The sequence below is a fragment of the Pseudomonas cedrina subsp. cedrina genome (genome assembly GCF_001983175.1).
Lineage (GTDB): Bacteria > Pseudomonadota > Gammaproteobacteria > Pseudomonadales > Pseudomonadaceae > Aquipseudomonas > Aquipseudomonas cedrina.
In genome coordinates, this window is record NZ_MNPW01000004.1 from 114,065 (window position 1) to 132,621 (window position 18,557).

At 62.7% G+C, this 18,557-nt stretch carries 12 protein-coding genes; 5 read left to right on the top strand and 7 right to left on the bottom strand.

The features are described 5' to 3' along the window. Complete coding sequence (gene cra, locus BLL36_RS09070) at positions 1 to 996, bottom strand: catabolite repressor/activator (RefSeq protein ID WP_076951118.1); 996 nt, start codon at positions 994 to 996, stop codon at positions 1 to 3. 292 nt (positions 997 to 1,288) lie between these two features. Between cra and ptsP the strand changes: the two genes are divergently transcribed. From ptsP to BLL36_RS09090, 4 genes are all read left to right on the top strand, one after another. Beyond that, complete coding sequence (ptsP, locus tag BLL36_RS09075) at positions 1,289 to 4,147, top strand: phosphoenolpyruvate--protein phosphotransferase (protein ID WP_076951119.1); 2,859 nt, start codon at positions 1,289 to 1,291, stop codon at positions 4,145 to 4,147. Continuing rightward, entirely contained in the window at positions 4,148 to 5,068 is a 921-nt protein-coding gene (gene pfkB, locus BLL36_RS09080; protein ID WP_076951120.1) for a 1-phosphofructokinase, read from the top strand. Between the two features lie 11 nt (positions 5,069 to 5,079). Further along, positions 5,080 to 6,786, top strand: coding sequence for a PTS fructose-like transporter subunit IIB (locus BLL36_RS09085; protein WP_076951121.1), 1,707 nt, complete (start codon positions 5,080 to 5,082; stop codon positions 6,784 to 6,786). Between the two features lie 381 nt (positions 6,787 to 7,167). After that, a complete protein-coding gene (locus BLL36_RS09090; RefSeq protein ID WP_076951122.1) occupies positions 7,168 to 8,709 on the top strand; it encodes an alkaline phosphatase D family protein in 1,542 nt (513 codons plus the stop codon). Between the two features lie 134 nt (positions 8,710 to 8,843). On the opposite strand, the gene BLL36_RS09095 is transcribed toward BLL36_RS09090, so the two are convergent. The 6 genes from BLL36_RS09095 to BLL36_RS09120 all read right to left on the bottom strand — a co-directional run bounded on the left by BLL36_RS09095 (position 8,844) and on the right by BLL36_RS09120 (position 16,532). Then, a complete protein-coding gene (locus BLL36_RS09095; protein WP_076951123.1) occupies positions 8,844 to 11,369 on the bottom strand; it encodes a PepSY domain-containing protein in 2,526 nt (841 codons plus the stop codon). A 127-nt stretch (positions 11,370 to 11,496) separates the two neighbouring features. Beyond that, positions 11,497 to 12,660 (bottom strand): type III PLP-dependent enzyme, encoded by a 1,164-nt coding sequence (locus tag BLL36_RS09100; protein WP_049710035.1) that lies wholly within the window; start codon positions 12,658 to 12,660, stop codon positions 11,497 to 11,499. A gap of 447 nt (positions 12,661 to 13,107) precedes the next feature. After that, a complete protein-coding gene (locus BLL36_RS09105; protein WP_076951124.1) occupies positions 13,108 to 14,265 on the bottom strand; it encodes an osmoprotectant ABC transporter ATP-binding protein OsmV in 1,158 nt (385 codons plus the stop codon). Further along, positions 14,262 to 14,915, bottom strand: coding sequence for an ABC transporter permease (locus tag BLL36_RS09110; protein ID WP_076951125.1), 654 nt, complete (start codon positions 14,913 to 14,915; stop codon positions 14,262 to 14,264). The genes BLL36_RS09105 and BLL36_RS09110 overlap by 4 nt, the downstream gene beginning before the upstream one ends. 11 nt (positions 14,916 to 14,926) lie before the next feature. After that, on the bottom strand, positions 14,927 to 15,823 hold the full coding sequence (locus BLL36_RS09115) for a glycine betaine ABC transporter substrate-binding protein (protein ID WP_076951126.1): 897 nt from the start codon (positions 15,821 to 15,823) through the stop codon (positions 14,927 to 14,929). A 19-nt stretch (positions 15,824 to 15,842) separates the two neighbouring features. After that, positions 15,843 to 16,532 (bottom strand): ABC transporter permease, encoded by a 690-nt coding sequence (locus tag BLL36_RS09120; protein ID WP_178114967.1) that lies wholly within the window; start codon positions 16,530 to 16,532, stop codon positions 15,843 to 15,845. Between the two features lie 359 nt (positions 16,533 to 16,891). Between BLL36_RS09120 and BLL36_RS09125 the strand changes: the two genes are divergently transcribed. Beyond that, positions 16,892 to 18,475 (top strand): peptide chain release factor 3, encoded by a 1,584-nt coding sequence (locus BLL36_RS09125; protein WP_076951128.1) that lies wholly within the window; start codon positions 16,892 to 16,894, stop codon positions 18,473 to 18,475. Positions 18,476 to 18,557 lie beyond the last annotated feature (82 nt).

Consider the following 18,557-nt stretch of genomic DNA (forward strand, 5'->3'; position numbering starts at 1 on the left):
TCAGGCCTCGTGAATACGCTGTTTGAAGGTGCGGCCTATGGCGTGTACGCCGGGTTGGTAGTGTTCTTCTTCGATAGCGGCCAGGGCCAGGCGCAGAGCGGTATCGGCGATCAACTGATGCTGCTGGGCCATGGCGTTGACCGGCAGCGGCAGGAAATCCAGCAACTGGGTATCACCAAAGGTGCCCAGGCGCAGCGGGCGCGATTTGAGCGGGAAGTCATGCAACGCATCGAACACACCCTGCAGCAGCACGTAGGAGGTAGTGACCAGCGCGTCAGGCAAATGCCCCAATTGATGCAGAAGCTGCTCCATCAACTGTCGGCCGCAGTCCCGGCTGAAGGCTTCGCCGTGTTCGACGATTACCTCGCCGGTGAAACCCTGGAGGGCTTCACGGAAACCGGCGGCACGCGCCTGGCTGATGCTCAGCTCGGGCCGTGCGCCGATCAGCACGATCTGCTTGGGCAGCGGTTGCAGCAGGCTGCTGGTCAATTGCTGGCACGCTTGGCGGTCGTCGCTGACCACCGAGCAAAACTGATCCGACGCCATCTCCCGGTCGATCGCAATCACCGGCAAACCCTTGGCTTGCAGTTCGCGGTAACTGTCATCGCTGGCCGGCAGGCAACTGGCCACAAACAACGCATCGCAGCGCCGCGCGCGGAACAGTTGCAGCAATTGGCGCTCGCTGCCGGCGTCGTCATCCGAACTGGCGATCAGCAACTGATAGCCGCGCGCCCGTGCGCCTTGCTCCAGGAGCTTGGCGATGCGTGCGTAACTGGGGTTTTCCAGGTCGGGCAGGATAAACCCCAAGGTGCGCGTATGCCGACTGCGCAGCCCGGCGGCCTGGGGGTTGGGGGTAAAGCCATGGGCTTGGACAACAGCACGCACCCGTTCGACGGTGGCATTGCTGATGCGTTGCTGTTCGGCCTTGCCATTGATGACGTAGCTGGCGGTGGTCACGGACACACCGGCCAGGCGTGCGATATCACTGAGTTTCAAACCGGGATTTCCTTGTTTTCTGGAGCTCGCCCCGACATTTTGTCCAATCGTAACCGATTCCTGTACGCGACTTATGTCCTGGCTCAATCGCCGAGTGGTCCTTCAAGGATGCGCAATTAACGCGTAGTCTTCCATAAAATCTAGATTAAACGTTTCAGCCAGCGTATTTTTACGACGTTCGCGACTGAGTGGCTACTGCCCATCGACTGCTCGGTCAGTTATTTTGAACACCCCTTACACTGTTTGTTTAAAACAATACCTAGTGCACGACCGCACTAACTAGGAGAACGGCATGCTTGAGCTCACTGTAGAGCAGATTTCCATGGGCCAGGTGGCTGTGGATAAATCTGCTGCCTTGCACCTGCTCGCTGAAAAACTGGTGGCCGACGGCCTGGTCGCCGAGGGTTACCTGAGCGGCTTGCAAGCCCGTGAAGCCCAAGGCTCGACTTTTCTCGGCCAAGGTATCGCCATCCCCCACGGCACCCCCGAAACCCGCGACCAGGTATTCTCCACCGGCGTGCGCCTGCTGCAGTTCCCCGAAGGGGTGGACTGGGGCGACGGCCAGATCGTGTACCTGGCCATCGGCATTGCCGCCAAATCCGACGAACACCTGCGCCTGCTGCAACTGCTCACCCGTGCACTCGGCGAAACCGACCTGGGCCAGGCACTGCGCCGTGCCGGAACGGCCGAAGCGCTGCTGAAATTGCTGCAGGGCGCGCCGCAGGAACTGGCGCTGGATGCGCAGATGATCAGCCTGGGCGTGTCCGCCGATGACTTCGAAGAGTTGGTATGGCGCGGCGCACGGCTGTTGCGCCAGGCCGATTGTGTGAGCAACGGTTTCGCCGCCGTGTTGCAGCAGGTCGACGCGCTGCCCCTGGGCGATGGCCTGTGGTGGTTGCACAGCGAGCAAACGGTCAAGCGTCCGGGCCTGGCGTTCGTCACCCCGGACAAGCCCATGCGCTACCTCGGCCAGCCGCTCAATGGCCTGTTCTGCCTGGCTAGCCTCGGTGAGGCCCACCAGACGCTGCTGGAACGCCTGTGCGCCTTGCTGATTGAGGGTCGCGGCCAGGAACTCGGCCGCGCCACCAGCAGCCGCGCGGTGCTCGAAGTGCTGGGCGGCGAACTGCCGCCGGATTGGCCCAGCGCGCGCATCACCCTGGCCAACGCCCACGGCCTGCATGCGCGCCCTGCGAAGATCCTGGCGCAATTGGCGAAAAGCTTTGAAGGCGATATCCGCGTGCGCATCGTCGATGGCCCGGTGGGCGCGGTGTCGGTCAAAAGCCTGAGCAAGCTGCTGAGCCTCGGCGCGCGGCGTGGCCAGGTGCTGGAATTTGTCGCCGAGCCGACGATTGCCGATGACGCACTGCCCGCGTTGCTGGCCGCGGTGCAAGAAGGCCTCGGTGAAGACGTCGAGCCGCTGCCGACCCTGAGCGAACAGCCGCAAGTGCTCGATATCGAGCCGCTGCTCAGCGCGCCGCAGGCCGGTAGCCAGGTCCAGGCCATCGCCGCCGCGCCGGGCATTGCCATCGGCCCTGCGCATATCCAGGTTCAGCAAGTCTTCGAATACCCGCTGCGTGGCGAGTCCTCGGCGATTGAACGCCAGCGCCTGCAAAGCGCCCTGGCCGAGGTGCGTCGGGATATCCAGGGCCTGATCGAACGCAACCCCGCCAAGGCCATCCGCGAAATTTTCATCACCCACCAGGAAATGCTCGACGACCCGGAACTCACCGATGAAGTCGACACCCGCCTCAAGCAGGGGGAGAGCGCGCAAGCGGCGTGGATGAGTGTGATCGAAGCGGCCGCCAAGCAACAGGAGTCGCTGCAGGATGCCTTGCTCGCCGAGCGCGCCGCCGACCTGCGGGATATCGGCCGCCGGGTATTGGCGCAACTGTGCGGTGTTGAAACCGCCCCGGAACCCGGCGAGCCTTACATCCTGGTGATGGACGAAGTCGGCCCGTCCGACGTTGCGCGGCTTGATCCCGCGCGCGTGGCCGGCATTCTCACCGCCCGTGGTGGCGCTACCGCCCACAGTGCCATCGTCGCCCGTGCCCTTGGCATTCCGGCCCTGGTCGGCGCCGGCCCGGCGGTCTTGCTGCTGGCCTCCGGCACGCCACTGCTGCTCGACGGCCAGCGCGGCCGCCTGCATGTGGACCCCGACGCCGCCACCCTGCAACGCGCCACGGTCGAGCGCGATACCCGCGAACAACGCCTGCAGGCCGCCGCCAAGCAGCGCCATGAACCGGCGCTGACCCGCGACGGCCACGCCGTGGAAGTGTTCGCCAACATCGGTGAAAGCGCCGGTGTCGCCGGCGCGGTGGAGCAGGGGGCCGAAGGCATTGGCTTGCTGCGCACCGAACTGATTTTCATGGCTCACCCGCAAGCGCCGGACGAAGCCACCCAGGAAGCCGAGTACCGCCGCGTTCTTGACGGCCTTGGCGGTCGTCCGCTGGTGGTGCGCACCCTTGATGTGGGCGGCGATAAACCGCTGCCTTACTGGCCGATTGCCGAGGAGGAAAACCCCTTCCTCGGCGTGCGCGGCATTCGTCTGACCTTGCAACGCCCGCAGATCATGGAAGCGCAATTGCGCGCACTGCTGCGTTCGGCGGACAACCGCCCGCTGCGCATCATGTTCCCCATGGTCGGCAGCGTTGATGAATGGCGTGCGGCCCGCGACATGACCGAGCGCCTGCGCCTGGAAATCCCGGTGGCGGACCTGCAACTGGGCATCATGATCGAGGTACCATCGGCCGCCTTGCTTGCGCCGGTGCTGGCCAAGGAGGTGGACTTCTTCAGCGTCGGCACCAACGACCTGACCCAGTACACCCTGGCCATCGACCGTGGTCACCCGACCTTGTCCGCCCAAGCTGATGGCTTGCACCCGGCGGTCCTGCAACTGATCGACATCACCGTGCGCGCCGCTCACGCCCATGGCAAATGGGTCGGTGTTTGCGGTGAGCTGGCGGCGGACCCGCTGGCGGTGCCGGTGCTGATCGGCCTGGGTGTGGATGAGTTGAGCGTGTCGGCCCGCAGCATTCCCGAAGTGAAGGCGCGCGTGCGCGAATTCAGCCTGAGCCAGGCCCAGGGCCTGGCGCAAAAAGCACTCGCGGTGGGCTCGCCCGCCGAAGTGCGTGCCCTAGTGGAGGCCGTGTAGATGGCACATATCCTGACCCTGACGCTGAACCCGGCGTTGGACCTGACCGTGCGCCTGCCGCACCTTGAACCCGGCGCAGTCAATCGCAGCGAAACCCTGCTGACCCATGCCGCCGGCAAGGGTGTGAACGTGGCGCAGGTCTTGGCAGACCTCGGCCATCACCTGAGCGTGGGCGGTTTTCTCGGTGCGGCGAACCCCGAGGCGTTCGATGCGCTGATCGCCCGTCGCGGCTTTGGCGACGCGTTCATCCGCGTGCCCGGCGAAACCCGCAGCAATATCAAGATTGCCGAACAGGATGGCCGGGTCACCGATATCAATGCGCCAGGGCCGCTGGTGAGTGAGCGGGCACAAAAGGACTTGCTCAAGATGATCGCGAGCATCGGGCCTGAGTTCGATGCGGTGGTGGTCGCCGGCAGCTTGCCGCGCGGCGTCAGTGCGCAGTGGTTTCAAGCAATGCTGCAACAGTTGAAAGACCTCGGCTTGAAAGTCGCCCTGGACACCAGCGGCGAAGCGTTGCGCGCGGGTCTGCTGGCCGGCCCGTGGCTGGTCAAGCCCAACACCGAAGAGCTGGCCGAAGTCCTTGGTAACCCCACCGATGCAATCAATCAACTGCATCAACAGGGCGTGGAACATGTGGTGGTTTCCGACGGTGCCGCGGGCGTGACCTGGTACAGCTCGGGTGCAACGCTGCATGCCACGCCGCCCAAGGTGGAGGTGGCCAGTACCGTAGGCGCCGGCGACTCGCTGCTGGCCGGGATGCTGCACGGTTTGCTCAGTGGCGATACACCGGAGCACACCCTGCGCCGCGCCACGGCGATTGCCGCGATGGCGGTGACGCAGATTGGCTTTGGTATCGGCGATGACGCGCAATTGGCGCGCCTCGAAAGCGGCGTCCAAATACGCACGCTGACAGAACAATAAGAGGGTTTGTGATGAAGTTAGCCATTGTTACCGCCTGCCCGAACGGCATGGTCACCAGTGTGCTGTGCGCCCGCTTGCTGGACGCCGCCGCACAGCGCATGGGCCTGCACACCAGTGTTGAAGTGGTGGATGTGCAGCGCCCGGAACGCCAGCTGTCCCAGGCCACCCTCGACGACGCCGAATGGGTGCTGCTGGTCAGCAGCACGCCGGTAGATATGCAGCGGTTTGTCGGCAAGCGCGTGTTCCAGACTACTCCGGCCCAGGCGTTGGCGGACGTTGACGCAGTGTTGCGTCGCGGCGCCGAAGAGGCGCAGGTGTATGTGGCACCGCAGGAGGCGGCCAAGCAGGCGCCGCGTATCGTTGCGATTACCGCATGCCCTACCGGTGTGGCCCACACGTTCATGGCCGCCGAAGCCTTGCAGCAGACGGCCAAGCGCTTGGGCTACGACTTGCAGGTCGAGACCCAGGGCTCGGTGGGGGCGCGCACGCCGTTGAGCCCGCAAGCCATCGCCGACGCCGACGTGGTGTTGCTGGCGGCCGATATCGAAGTCGCCACCGAGCGCTTTGCCGGCAAGAAGATCTACCGCTGCGGCACCGGCATTGCCCTCAAGCAATCCGAAGCCACGCTCAACAAGGCCCTCGCCGAAGGTGCGGTGGAGAGCGCAGCCGGCGGTGCGGTGGCCAAGAAAGAAAAGACCGGCGTGTACAAGCATTTGCTTACGGGCGTGTCGTTCATGTTGCCGATGGTGGTGGCGGGCGGGTTGTTGATTGCCCTGTCGTTCGTGTTCGGCATCCACGCATTTGAACAGGAAGGCACCCTGGCGGCGGCGCTGAAAACCGTGGGTGACCGCGCATTCATGTTGATGGTGCCGTTGCTGGCGGGTTACATCGCCTACTCGATTGCCGACCGTCCCGGCATTGCGCCCGGCATGATCGGCGGCTTGCTGGCCGGCACCTTGGGGGCGGGGTTTATTGGCGGGATCTTCGCCGGTTTCCTCGCCGGTTACTGCGTCAAGCTGATCACGCGCGCGGTGAAGTTGCCCCAGAGCCTGGAGGCGCTCAAGCCGATCCTGATCATTCCGTTGCTGGCGAGCCTGTTCACGGGCCTGGCGATGATCTATCTGGTGGGCCCGCCTGTGGCGCGCATGCTTACCGGCCTCACCGACTTCCTTGCCACCATGGGCACCACCAACGCAGTGCTGCTGGGTGTTCTGTTGGGCGGCATGATGTGTGTCGACCTGGGCGGGCCGATCAACAAGGCGGCGTATGCGTTTTCCGTCGGGTTGCTGGCGGCGTCCAGTGGCGCGCCGATGGCGGCGACCATGGCGGCCGGCATGGTGCCGCCGATTGGCATGGGCATCGCCACGTTCCTGGCGCGACGCAAGTTCGCCCAGACTGAGCGTGAGGCGGGCAAGGCGGCGATGATCCTCGGCATGTGCTTTATCTCCGAGGGCGCGATTCCGTTTGCCGCCAAGGACCCGCTGCGCGTGATCCCGGCCAGCATTGCCGGCGGCGCCTTGACCGGTGCCCTGTCGATGTACTTCGGCTGCAAACTGGCGGCGCCCCATGGCGGCTTGTTTGTACTGGTGATTCCGAATGCGATGAACCACGCGCTGCTGTACCTGCTGGCGATTGTCGCCGGTAGCCTGCTGACCGGGCTGGTGTATGCGCTGATCAAGCGGCCGGAAGCGGTGGAGCTGGCGGTCACACCCGCGTAAAAATGTGGGAGCTGGCTTGCCTGCGATAGCGGTGGGTCAGCTTGCACATTTGTTACTGATACACCGCTATCGCAGCATGGGTATCTACACATTTTTGTAGTGAGCGGGCTTGGCGAATCGTCGCACCGCCCGCGCTGGGCTGCGAAGCGGCCCCAAACCAGGCGAATTGGGTTTGTCTGAAACCCCGCGGCGTCTTTATTGGGGCGGCTTCGCCACCCAGCGCGGGACAAGCCCGCTCACTACAGGGAAATTTGTCAGCCTTTGAAAGTTGTGTAGATACCTATGGCTATCGCAGGCAAGCCAGCTCCCACAGGGTAGTGTCATCTCTGATTCATGCGCACATGCTTAAGTCTCCCTTTTGATCCTCAAGAGGGCACCCGCATGAGCCACTTCGATCTTGGCCGTCGCCGCGTGATGCAAGCCGTTGGCGCCGGTCTGTTACTGCCGGGCCTGGCGCCGGCGGTGATCGCCTCGGTCAAGGACCGGCCGCAACTCACCGACGGCGTGCAGTCCGGTGACCTGCTCGGCGACCGCGCCATGATCTGGAGCCGCAGCGACCGCCCGGCGCGCATGGTGGTGGAGTGGGACACCCGCAGCGCGTTCAGCAACCCCCGCCGATTCGTCTCGCCCCTGGCCGACAACCGCACTGACTTTACCGCCCGCGTCGAACTCACCGGGCTGCCCACCGACCAGGCGATTTTCTACCGCGTGCACTTCGAAGATGCCCAGACCGGCATCCCCAGCGAACCCTGGTTCGGCCACTTGCGCAGCGTGCCGCAACAGCGCCGCGACATCCGTTTTGTGTGGAGCGGCGACACGGTCGGCCAAGGCTTCGGCATCAACCCGGACATCGGCGGCATGCGCATCTACGAAGCCATGCGCCTGCGCCTGCCGGACTTTTTTATCCACAGCGGCGACACCATCTACGCCGACGGCCCGGTGCCGGCGCAACTGGCCACCGAAGGCGGGCGCATCTGGCGCAATATCACCACCGAAGCCAAGAGCAAAGTCGCGCAGACCCTCGACGACTATCGCGGCAACTACCGCTACAACCTGATGGATGAAAACGTGCGTCGCTTCAACGCCGAAGTGCCGCAGATCTGGCAGTGGGACGACCATGAAGTGGTGAACAACTGGTCGCCGAGCAAGCAGCTCGATGAGCGCTACCAGGTCAAGGACATCAACACCTTGGTGGGCCGCGCGCGCCAGGCGTGGCTGGAGTACTCGCCGATGCGTCGGCAAAGCGCCGACGGCGGCGGGCGGATCTATCGCAAGCTCGGCTATGGCCCGCTGCTGGATGTGTTCGTGCTCGACATGCGCAGCTATCGCGGGCCCAACGATGACAACCTGGGCGCTGAGAAAGCCTTCCTCGGTCGCGAGCAACTGGACTGGCTCAAGCGCGAACTCAAAGCCTCCCAGGCGCAGTGGAAAGTCATCGCCGCCGACATGCCCATCGGCCTTGGCGTGCCCGACGGCGAAGTGAGCCCCGGCGTGCCGCGCTGGGAGGCGATCGCCAACGGCGAGCCGGGTGCGCCGCAAGGCCGTGAGGTGGAAATCGCCGAATTGCTGGGCTTTCTAAGGGCACAACAGGTGCGCAACCATGTGTGGCTGACGGCGGATGTGCACTACTGCGCGGCGCATCATTACCACCCGGACCGCGCGGCCTTCCAGGATTTCGAGCCGTTCTGGGAGTTTGTCGCCGGGCCGCTGAACGCGGGGAGTTTTGGGCCCAATCCGCTGGATAAGACCTTCGGGCCGCAGGTGGTGTTCGAAAAAGCGCCACCGGCGCAGAACAGTTCACCGTTTGCGGGGTTTCAGTTTTTTGGCGAGGTGCAGATTGATGGGCAGACGGCGGAGTTGACCGTGATTTTGCGCGACTTGGATGGCGTCTCGGTGTTCGAGCAAAAACTGCAACCCACCTGATTTGGAATGCGATCAAAACTGTGGGAGCGGGCTTGCTCGCGAATGCGATGGGTCAGTTACATCACAAGTGACTGACACGCCGCATTCGCGAGCAAGCCCGCTCCCACATGGGGTCTTCAGCGCTAACAAAAGTATCAATACACATCCCGGCGATAGCGACCTTGTTCGATCAACCGCTCCACGGCCTCGCTCCCCACTATGTCCACCAGCGCCCGATCCACCCCGGCCGCCATCCCCTGCAAACTCCCGCACACGTAAATCGCCGCGCCTTCGTTGAGCCACTTGCGCAACACCTCGGCTGATTCGCGCAGGCGGTCCTGCACGTAGATTTTCTCCGCCTGATCGCGGGAAAACGCCAGGTCCAGCAACGCCAGATCACCGCTGGCCAACCAGCCTTGCAGCTCGTCCTGGCACAGGAAGTCATGGGCGATATTGCGTTCACCAAACAGCAGCCAATTGCGCTGCTGGCCGTCGGCAATGCGTGCCTTGAGCAAACTGCGCAGGCCGGCCAGGCCGGTGCCGTTGCCCACCAGGATCAGCGGCGCCGGGGCGTCCGGCAGGTGGAAACCACTGTTGCGGCGCAGGCGCAGGCTGATGCTCGAACCCAGGGCGGCGTGCTCGGTGAGCCAGCCGCTGGCCACACCCAGGCTGCCGTCGGGATGGCGTTCCTGGCGTACGATCAGCTCCAGCACGCCTTCGCTTGCGATCGAGGCGATGGAGTATTCGCGCATGCCCAGGGGCACCAGCGCGTTTGCCAGGGCCTGAGCGTGCAGACCCACCAGATGGGCGCGGTTGTCCGGCAGTTGGCGCGTGGCCAGGGCCTGGTCGAGCGTCTGCGGCATGCCGTCGATCAGTACGCCGTCGCTGCCGGCCAGGCCCAGGCCTTCGAGGAAGTGTTCGATGGCCCAGGCGCAATTGCGTGGCAGCACTTCCACCAGGTCGCCAGCGTGCCAACGGTGTGGCGATGGCGAGCTGAGGCCGAGCAGATAGACTGGCGAGCCGCTGCTGCCGGGGTTGAGCAAGCGGCGTTGGCTCAGTGTCCAGTTTTCATACTGTGCAATCGGCCAGGCCGCTGCGGGTGCGTGGCCGGTCAGTTGCCCGAGCTGCTGTTGCCAGTGCAGCAGCGCCGTGGTGTCGCCGCTGTCCACTTCCACGGGGGCGAACAACGGGTTGCCACCCTGGTTGGTCAGCCAGAAACTCAGGCGTCGGGCAAAGCCGCAAAAGTGTTCGTACTGGCGATCGCCCAGTGCCAGCACCGAGTAGTTCAGGCCCTTGAGCGACAGGTCCTGCCCGAGCACGCTGCGCTCAAAACCACGGGCGTTGTCCGGGGCTTCGCCGTCGCCGAAGGTGCTGACCACAAACAGCGCATTTTCCGACTGGCGCAGGTCGTCCTGGCTGACGCTGCCCAAAGGCTGCACCTTCACCGGCAAACCGGCCGCCTGCAATTGGCCGGCGGTCTGCCAGGCCAATTGCTCGGCAAAACCGCTCTGGCTGGCAAAACCGATCAGCCAGGCAGGGGCATCGCAGGTGTGGGGCGTGAGGCCTTTACGCGCATCACGCACCTGGCGTTTTTTGCGCCGACGGTCCAGGTACAGCAACCAGCCGGTGATAAAGAACAAGGGCATCAGCACCGAGCTGAGCGTGAGAATGATCCGCCCCGCGAGGCCAAAGTAACTGCCAGTGTGCAGCGCGTACACGCTGGTCAGCAGCCGGGAACCGAGTGACTTGCTGGCATACCTGTCGTGGGCAGTGACCTCGCCGGTGGCCGGATCCAGATTGATCTGGTTCACGGCGCGATCATGGGGCGAATCTTTCAGCAGGTAGTAGACGGTGGCCGGTTGCCCGGCGACGGCTGGCATGCGGATGTTATAGGCGCTCAAGCCTGGGCCGGCGTTGCTGTAGATGCTGCTCCAGATCGCGTCGTAGTTGGCCACTTGCGCCGCGCCCTCCGGCGTCGGGCCGCGCTTGCGCACCCGTTCGTTCTGTGGCGCGTCGGCGAGCAATCGGATCAGGCCCTGGCTGTACCAATCGTAGGACCAGGTCAGGCCGGTCAGTGCCGACAGCAGGTAGGCCAGCAGGCACCAGGTGCCGAACACCGAGTGCAGGTCCCAGTTGAAGCTGCGGCCCTTCTTACGCCAGTCCACGGCCAACCAGGCTCGCCAACTCGCCACTTGGCGCGGCCAGCGCAGGTACAAGCCGGACAGACAGAAGAACACCAGGATCAGCGTGCAGGCGCCGGTGATCTGCCGGCCGGTTTCGCCCATGACCAGGAAACGATGAAACTGCAGGATAAACTCGAACAGGTCCTGGCCAACGACCTCGCCCACGAAGTTGCCGGTGTAGGGGTCGAAGTAGCGCAACGGGGCGCGCGGCTCACCCGCCGCTGAGGTGAAGAGCACCCGCGCGGCGTTGCCGCTTTCGCTTTCCACCCAGAGCCGTGAGACGGTCTGGCCTGCGCTGGCCTCCAGCTTGCGCACCAGTTCGGCAGGCGGCAGTACCCCGGCTTCGCGTTTCTCCACGCTCAGCACGCTCGGGTTCAGCGCGCGCAGTATTTCATCCTGAAACGAGACCGCAGCCCCGGTGATCCCCATCAAGGCCAGCACCAGTCCGGCGGTAATGCCGAAGAACCAGTGCAACTGGAACAGGGTTTTCTTCAACACGTCTGACGGCCTCGTCTATCTGAATATGTAGGACAGGGCGCGCATTATGCCGTGCCTTGTCGAGAAACATTCCTTTTAAGCACAAAAAAGCCCACGACAGGTCGTGGGCTTTTGCTTGCCGTTGCGTTTATACGTAAAACGACTTCAACGGCGGAAAGCCATTGAACTCAACCGCGCTGTAGCTGGTGGTGTACGCGCCGGTCGACAACCAGTACAAGCGGTCACCGATCGCCAGGTTCAGCGGCAGGCCGTACTTGTAGTTTTCGTACATGATGTCGGCGCTGTCGCAGGTAGGACCGGCGATGACCACTTCTTCCATCTCGCCTTTCTTCTCGGTCCAGATCGGGAACTTGATGGCTTCGTCCATGGTTTCGATCAGGCCGGAGAACTTGCCCACGTCCGTGTATACCCAACGCTCGACGGCAGTACGCGACTTGCGCGCCACCAGCACCACTTCGCTGACCAGGATGCCGGCGTTGGCGATCAACGAACGGCCCGGCTCCAGGATGATTTCCGGCAGGTCGTCGCCGAAGTCTTCCTTGAGGAAACGGATGATCTCCTGGGCGTAGGTTTCCAGGCTGTTGGTACGGGTGATGTAGTTGGCCGGGAAGCCGCCGCCCATGTTGATCAGCTTGAGGTGGATGTTGTCTTCTTCCTTCAAGCGTTCGAAGATCACTTTGACCTTGGCGATCGCCGCGTCCCACACGCTGATGTCGCGCTGTTGCGAACCGACGTGGAACGAAATGCCATACGGCACCAGGCCCAGGTCACGGGCCAGGATCAGCAGGTCCATGGCCATGTCGGTCTGGCAGCCGAACTTGCGCGACAGCGGCCAGTCAGCCGTGGTCGAGCCTTCGGTGAGGATGCGCACATACACTTTCGAACCCGGCGCGGCCTTGGCGATGTTGCGCAGGTCGGCTTCGGAGTCGGTGGAGAACAGGCGCACGCCTTTCTCGTAGAAGTAGCGGATGTCCTTGGATTTCTTGATGGTGTTGCCGTAGCTGATACGGTCGGCGCTGACGCCACGGTCCATGACCTTGTCCAGCTCGTAGATCGAGGCGATGTCGAAGCTCGAACCCTTGTCTTTCAACAGGTCGATGATCTCGACGGCAGGGTTGGCCTTGACCGCGTAATAGACTTTGGCGAATTCGAAACCGGCGCGCAGGTCATCGTAGGCCTGGCTGATCATCGCGGTGTCGATCACCACGAACGGGGTTTCCTGTTTGTCGGCGAACGCCTTCATTTTGTCAAAGGTGGCGCGCGCGAAATAATCTTCGACGTTGATCGACATGCTGGAGACTCCTAAGGGCAAACTGGATTGATCAATGGGTGCAAATGAACGTCCTCCGTATCCCCACTTTGGTTCGCCTACTTCCCAAGGCATGTCGCCGAAAGCAAAAAGGCCATGGGAATGACTGCTTCCCTTGGCCTTGCTGTCTCGTCGTCAGTACTTGAGCCGGATGGATCGTTTCCAGCATGGACGTTCGGCGCGAACTTTAGGGCTTGATGGGCGTGGGATCAACTAAAAATGTCGCGTTTTTGCACGCGTTCGTCGCGCGACCGCGTGCAGCTACTTATGTAACCGACCGGTGTGACGGAATGATGTTCCCCGGGCGGGGCAAATCAGGAGGGTTTGCGCTGGCTTCATCGCAGGCAAGCCAGCCCCCACAGGGGAATGCATTCCAACAGCTAAATGCACTCCAGGGTGGGAGCCGGGCTTGCCCGCGATAGCGGTCTATCAGGCCTGTGCAGTCTCGGCAGGCGAAACAATACTGGTCTTGCCCCCGCGCGACTTACCGGAACTCAGGTACTCGGCAATCGATTCCTGTGTGACTTCCCCGAGGAACACCCGCTCCGCATCCATCACCGGCAACCACGAACGGTTGAATTCATACATGCGCGACAGCAGGATGCGCAAATGCTCGTCATACGCCGCCGTGGCGTTGAACTCGCGCAGGTACTGGCCGCACGTACCGGTCTGACGGTGCAGATCGCGACGTCGTACGTAACCCAGCGCCTTGTTCTCGGCACAGGTGACCACCACGTAGCGACGGTCCAGTTCGTCCATCAGTTCCAGCGCTTCGGCCACCGGGGTTTCCGGGCTCACCGACGGCGCGTTGTCCGCCGCGTCTTCGGCCTTCACCAGCAGCAGGCGCTTGAGCGTGCTGTCCTGGCCCACGAAGTTGCTGACGAATTCATCGGCCGGGTGCGCCAGCAGGGTGTCCGGATGATCGATCTGCAGCAGCTTGCCGGCGCGGAAGATCGCGATCTTGTCGCCCAGCTTGATGGCTTCGTCTATGTCGTGGCTGACCATGATCACGGTCTTGTTCAGCGCGCGTTGCATCTCGAAGAACTCGTTCTGGATCATCTCGCGGTTGATCGGGTCGACCGCGCCGAACGGTTCGTCCATCAGCAGCAGCGGTGCATCCGCCGCCAGCGCACGGATCACGCCGATCCGCTGTTGCTGGCCGCCGGACAGTTCACGCGGATAGCGATGCAGGTACTGCTTGGGTTCCAGCTTGATCATGCTCATCAACTCACGGGCGCGGTCGTGGCATTTCTGCTTGTCCCAGCCCAGCAGCTTGGGCACGACCACGATGTTTTCTTCGATGGTCATGTTGGGGAACAGGCCGATCTGCTGGATCACATAGCCGATGTTACGACGCAGGGTCACTTCGTCGAGGTCGGTGGTGTCTTCGCCGTTGATCAGGATCTTGCCCGAGGTCGGCTTGATCAGGCGGTTGATCATTTTCAGCGTGGTGCTCTTGCCGCAGCCCGAAGGCCCCAGGAATACGCAAATTTCGCCTTCGTTGACGGTCAGGCTTACGTCGTTGACGGCGGACACAGTCTTGCCGTTGCTTTGAAACGTCTTGGTCAGGTTTTGAAGTTCGATCATTTGAGCAATCCTTTTGGAGTCAGCGAGCGTTGCAGCCATTGCAAGAGCAGGTCGGCGAAGATGGCCAGGAGACTGACCAGCACGGCGCCGACGATCAGCATCGACATGTCGCTGCGGCTGATGGAAGCCAGAATAAGTGCACCCAGGCCACCGGCGCCGATGGTGGCGGCGATGGTCATCACACCAATGTTCATCACCACGGCGGTACGTACGCCGGCAAGGATCACCGGCACCGCAATCGGCAGCTCGACCATGCGCAGGCGCTGGCCGAAGGTCATGCCGATGCCTTTGGCGGCTTCGCGAATACCCGGTTCCACGCCGGTGAGGGCCAGGTAGGTGTTACGCATGATCGGCAACAGGGAGTAGAGGAACACGGCGGTGATCGCCGGCATCGGCCCCAGGCCCTGGCCGAACTTTGAGTAGAACGGCAACAGCAGGCCGAACAGGGCGATGGAGGGTACGGTCAGCAACACCGTGGCGCTGGCTTGCAGCGGGCCGGCCAAGGTCGGGAAGCGGGTCATCAGCACGCCCAGGGGCACGCCTGCGAGGATTGCCAGGATGACCGCAATGCCGACCAGCGTAATGTGCTGCCAGGTCAGGTGCAGGACTTGGGCCCAATCAAGATGGGAAAAGGCGTTCAGAAATTCCATGTCTTTTCCTCTTATTGATTGATCGGATGCTGGCGCAGGAAATCGGCGGCAACAGCGGACGGGCTTTCATGGTTGACGTCGACCCGCGCATTCAGCTCGCGCATGGTGTTGTCGTCGAACAGATCGGCCAGCGGCTTGAGTTCAGCCGCCAGTTGCGGATGCTGGTCGAGATAGGCCTGGCGGATCACCGGCGCGGCGGTGTAGTCCGGGAAGTAGTGCTTGTCGTCTTCCAGCAGCTTCAGTTTGAAGGCGTTGAGGCGACCGTCGGTGGTGTAGACCAGGCCGGCAAACACCTGGCCGTTACGCAGCGCGGTGTAAACCAGCCCCGCGTCCATCTGCCGGGTGTTCTTGCGGGTCAGATTCATGTCGTACAGCTTGACCATGCCGCCCATGCCGTCGGAACGGTTGGCGAACTCGGTGTCCAGGGCGACCAGGCGCGTGCCCTTGGTTTTTTCCGCCAGGGCTTGGGTCAGGTCGCTGATGCTGTTGATGTGCGGGAATTCCTTGGCGACGTTATCGGGCAAGGCCAGGGCGTAGGTGTTGCTGAAGCGCGACGGCGAGAGCCAGACCAGGCCTTTTTTCGCGTCGATTTCTTTAACCCGTGCGTAGGACTGTTCGCTGTCGAGTTTCTCGTCGATATGGTTGTAGGCCACCAGAGAAACCCCGGTGTATTCCCAGAGCAGGTCCAATTGCCCGCTTTCCTGGGCGCTACGCGCCAGGTTGCTGCCCAGGCCGCCGGTTATCTGGGCGTCATAGCCCTTGGTGCGCAGGTACTGGGACGTGATCTCGGCGAGCAGGGTCTGTTCGGTGAACACCCGCGCGCCGATGCGGATCACCGGTTTTTCAGCGGCCTGCGCGATGCCTGCAAACAGCAGGACGCAGCCTAATATCAAGCTTAGCTTTTTCATGTGAATTCCTATGCAGGCCTTAAGACGCACGCAACCCGCGTTCCAGCCAGAGGCGGCTGGCCAGGGTCACCAGGCCGTCAAGCAACAAGGCGAGCAGCGCGGTGCACGCGGCGCCGAGCAGCAATTGCGGCTGGTTGTTCAGGGCGATGCCGGGGAAGATCAGGCTGCCCAGGCTGTTGGCGCCAATCAGGAACGCCAGCGGTGCGGTACCGACGTTGATCGCCAGGGCCACGCGCACGCCACCGATGATGATCGGCACGGCGTTGGGCAGTTCCACGCGCAACAGCACCTGGCGCGGCGTCATGCCGATGCCGGTGGCGGCTTCTTTCAGGGAACCCTGGACGTTTTTCAGGCCTTCGTAGGTGTTACGCACGATGGGCAGGAGGGAAGCGAGGAACAGCGCGAAGATCGCCGGGCCGCTGCCGATGCCGAGGACACCGAGGGCGATGGCCAGTACGGCCAGGGGAGGAATGGTGTTGCCGATGTTGAAGATCTGCATGAAGCGTTCTGCGCGCCCGACCATGTTCGGCCGGCTGAGCAGGATACCGGCGGGGATACCCACAACGAGGGCCGCCAGCATGGAGACAAGAACCAGGATCAGATGAGCTTGCAGGTAAAACACTAAATCGTCGCGGTACAGTTCGATCGTATTGATGCCGATCCAGTGGACCAGCAGGGCCAGGAGCGCGACGACAACCGCGCCTCCCATAAGCCCTTTGCCATAGCGAATAGCCACAGGCGGACTCCTTTTTTCTTCTGTCGACGAACACATTCCCGCGTGGCATGCCATGGCTGGCTGTCAGCGGAATATGGTCGCGAAATGCAGCTCGCCAATGCCGTCAAAAGCGGCATGAGTTCGAGCCATAAGCGCTGCCCCGTCAGGCTAACTTGCTGATTTTTCAGCCCCTGTTACGAGTGCGTTGGCAGGGGAATGGACGTCTCCACCTTTTAAAAGGTTCCACACTTGGCCGCATTTAGCCACCCCCAAACGGGTGAACGGTGGTCCGGCACGCCCGGTTTGCGCTATACTCGCCGCCCTTTTTTGACTCACCTGCCAGGCGATTTCCCATGACCCACCAGGCCGCCGAAGTCGCGAAACGCCGCACTTTCGCCATTATTTCCCACCCCGATGCCGGTAAAACCACCATCACCGAGAAGCTGTTGCTGATGGGCAAGGCGATCGCGGTGGCCGGCACGGTGAAGTCGCGCAAATCCGACCGCCATGCCACCTCCGACTGGATGGAGATGGAAAAACAACGGGGTATTTCCATTACCACGTCGGTCATGCAATTCCCGTATCGCGACCACATGGTCAACCTGCTCGACACCCCGGGCCACGAAGACTTCTCCGAAGACACCTACCGCACCCTGACCGCGGTGGACTCGGCGCTGATGGTTCTGGACGGCGGTAAAGGCGTCGAGCCACGCACCATCGCGTTGATGGACGTGTGCCGGCTGCGTGACACGCCCATCGTCAGCTTCATCAACAAACTCGACCGCGACATCCGCGACCCGATCGAGCTGCTGGATGAAATCGAAGCCGTCCTGAAGATCAAGGCCGCGCCGATCACCTGGCCGATCGGTTGCTACCGCGACTTCAAGGGCGTGTACCACCTGGCCGACGACTACATCATTGTCTACACCGCCGGCCATGGCCACGAACGCACCGATGTGAAAATCATCGAAAAGCTCGACTCCGACGAAGCCCGCGCCCACCTGGGTGACGAGTACGACCGCTTCGTCGACCAGTTGGAACTGGTGCAGGGTGCCTGCCATGAATTCAATCAGCAGGAGTTCCTCGACGGTCAACTGACCCCGGTGTTCTTCGGCACTGCATTGGGCAACTTCGGCGTCGACCACGTGCTCGACGCCGTGGTGGATTGGGCACCCAAACCCTTGGCCCGTGTGGCCAACGAGCGCACCGTCGAGCCGATTGAAGAGAAGTTCACCGGTTTCGTGTTCAAGATCCAGGCGAACATGGACCCCAAGCACCGCGACCGCATCGCCTTCATGCGCATCTGCTCCGGCCGCTACGAAAAAGGCATGAAGATGCGCCACGTGCGCACCGGCAAGGACGTGCGCATCGGCGACGCCCTGACGTTCTTCTCCTCCGAGCGTGAACAGCTCGAAGAGGCCTACGCCGGTGACATCATCGGCCTGCACAACCACGGCACCATCCAGATCGGCGACACCTTCACCGAAGGCGAAGCGCTGGGCTTCACCGGTATCCCGCACTTTGCCCCGGAACTGTTCCGCCGCGTACGCCTGCGCGACCCGCTCAAGTCCAAGCAACTGCGCCAAGGCTTGCAGCAGTTGGCGGAAGAGGGCGCCACCCAGGTGTTCTTCCCCGAACGCAGCAACGACATCATCCTCGGCGCCGTCGGTGTGCTGCAGTTCGATGTGGTCGCCAGCCGTTTGAAAGAGGAATACAAGGTCGAATGCTCCTACGAGCCCATCACCGTGTACTCCGCGCGCTGGATCGACTGCAGCGATAAGAAGAAGCTCGAAGAGTTTTCCAACAAGGCCGTGGAAAACCTGGCGATCGACGGCGGTGGGCACTTGACCTACCTGGCGCCGACGCGGGTCAACCTGGCGTTGATGGAAGAGCGTTGGCCGGATGTGAAATTCCGCGCGACGCGTGAGCATCACTAAGGTCTGAGCGATATATGAGAGGGCGAAGCTGTGATGGCTTCGCCCTTTTTCATGGGCGCGCCTCGGTCAGTGTGGGGGCTGG

Coding starts and splice junctions, on each gene's coding strand:
- ptsP (WP_076951119.1), top strand. CDS start 1,289: ATGCTTGAGCTCACTGTAGAGCAGATTTCCATGGGCCAGGTGGCTGTG.
- pfkB (WP_076951120.1), top strand. CDS start 4,148: ATGGCACATATCCTGACCCTGACGCTGAACCCGGCGTTGGACCTGACC.
- BLL36_RS09085 (WP_076951121.1), top strand. CDS start 5,080: ATGAAGTTAGCCATTGTTACCGCCTGCCCGAACGGCATGGTCACCAGT.
- BLL36_RS09090 (WP_076951122.1), top strand. CDS start 7,168: ATGAGCCACTTCGATCTTGGCCGTCGCCGCGTGATGCAAGCCGTTGGC.
- BLL36_RS09100 (WP_049710035.1), bottom strand. CDS start 12,660: ATGTCGATCAACGTCGAAGATTATTTCGCGCGCGCCACCTTTGACAAA.
- BLL36_RS09105 (WP_076951124.1), bottom strand. CDS start 14,265: ATGATCGAACTTCAAAACCTGACCAAGACGTTTCAAAGCAACGGCAAG.
- BLL36_RS09110 (WP_076951125.1), bottom strand. CDS start 14,915: ATGGAATTTCTGAACGCCTTTTCCCATCTTGATTGGGCCCAAGTCCTG.
- BLL36_RS09115 (WP_076951126.1), bottom strand. CDS start 15,823: ATGAAAAAGCTAAGCTTGATATTAGGCTGCGTCCTGCTGTTTGCAGGC.
- BLL36_RS09120 (WP_178114967.1), bottom strand. CDS start 16,532: ATGGGAGGCGCGGTTGTCGTCGCGCTCCTGGCCCTGCTGGTCCACTGG.
- BLL36_RS09125 (WP_076951128.1), top strand. CDS start 16,892: ATGACCCACCAGGCCGCCGAAGTCGCGAAACGCCGCACTTTCGCCATT.